The organism is Kordia jejudonensis (assembly GCF_001005315.1).
Lineage (GTDB): Bacteria > Bacteroidota > Bacteroidia > Flavobacteriales > Flavobacteriaceae > Kordia > Kordia jejudonensis.
In genome coordinates this window covers 1-537 of record NZ_LBMG01000190.1, presented here as the reverse complement: position 1 = coordinate 537, position 537 = coordinate 1, and the positions used below count along the sequence as shown (strand labels likewise).

The window sequence follows — 537 nt, the reverse complement described above, 5'->3', positions numbered from 1 at the left end:
CATTGTAGAGTCAATACTGATCGTGATTGTCGTAATCATATTTATACGAATGCTACTACAACTAAAAGAAAAATCAAAAATTACCAATGAAGTAGATGAAGAACTTGAAAAGGAACTTAAACATAATTCAGAATGATGAATTCTAAATTATGAATTGCATACGGTAACCGTTGAATTTTTTTAACTAAGTAAACAATGAAAAATACATATATCATCACATTAATGGCTTATGGTTTGATCCCAAATTATAGCTATGCAAATACACTGGAAAGAATAGAAGTTCAACAAACCATGGAGACGTTGCTACAAAAGCAACAGGCTTTTGAAACGCGCATGTATATCATTATAGGTTGTATTGCATTATTAATATTCTTATTCGGATTGCTGTGTTTTTTGAATAAAAGAGGCGATAAACGACTGGAAAAGATTTTGAAATTATTAGAAAAACATCGTCAAACCACTGAAGAAACACCTAAAAAAGATGAAGTTCAACTCGCTATTGATACCGAAATAGTTAATACTATTCTTCTAGAACTA

At 30.2% G+C, this 537-nt stretch carries 1 protein-coding gene; it reads left to right on the top strand.

What is annotated here, in order from left to right:
- Positions 1 to 195: 195 nt before the first annotated feature.
- Positions 196 to 537, top strand: a 342-nt coding sequence (locus tag AA089_RS23270) for a hypothetical protein (RefSeq protein WP_156169315.1), incomplete at its 3' end; no start/stop codon positions are given.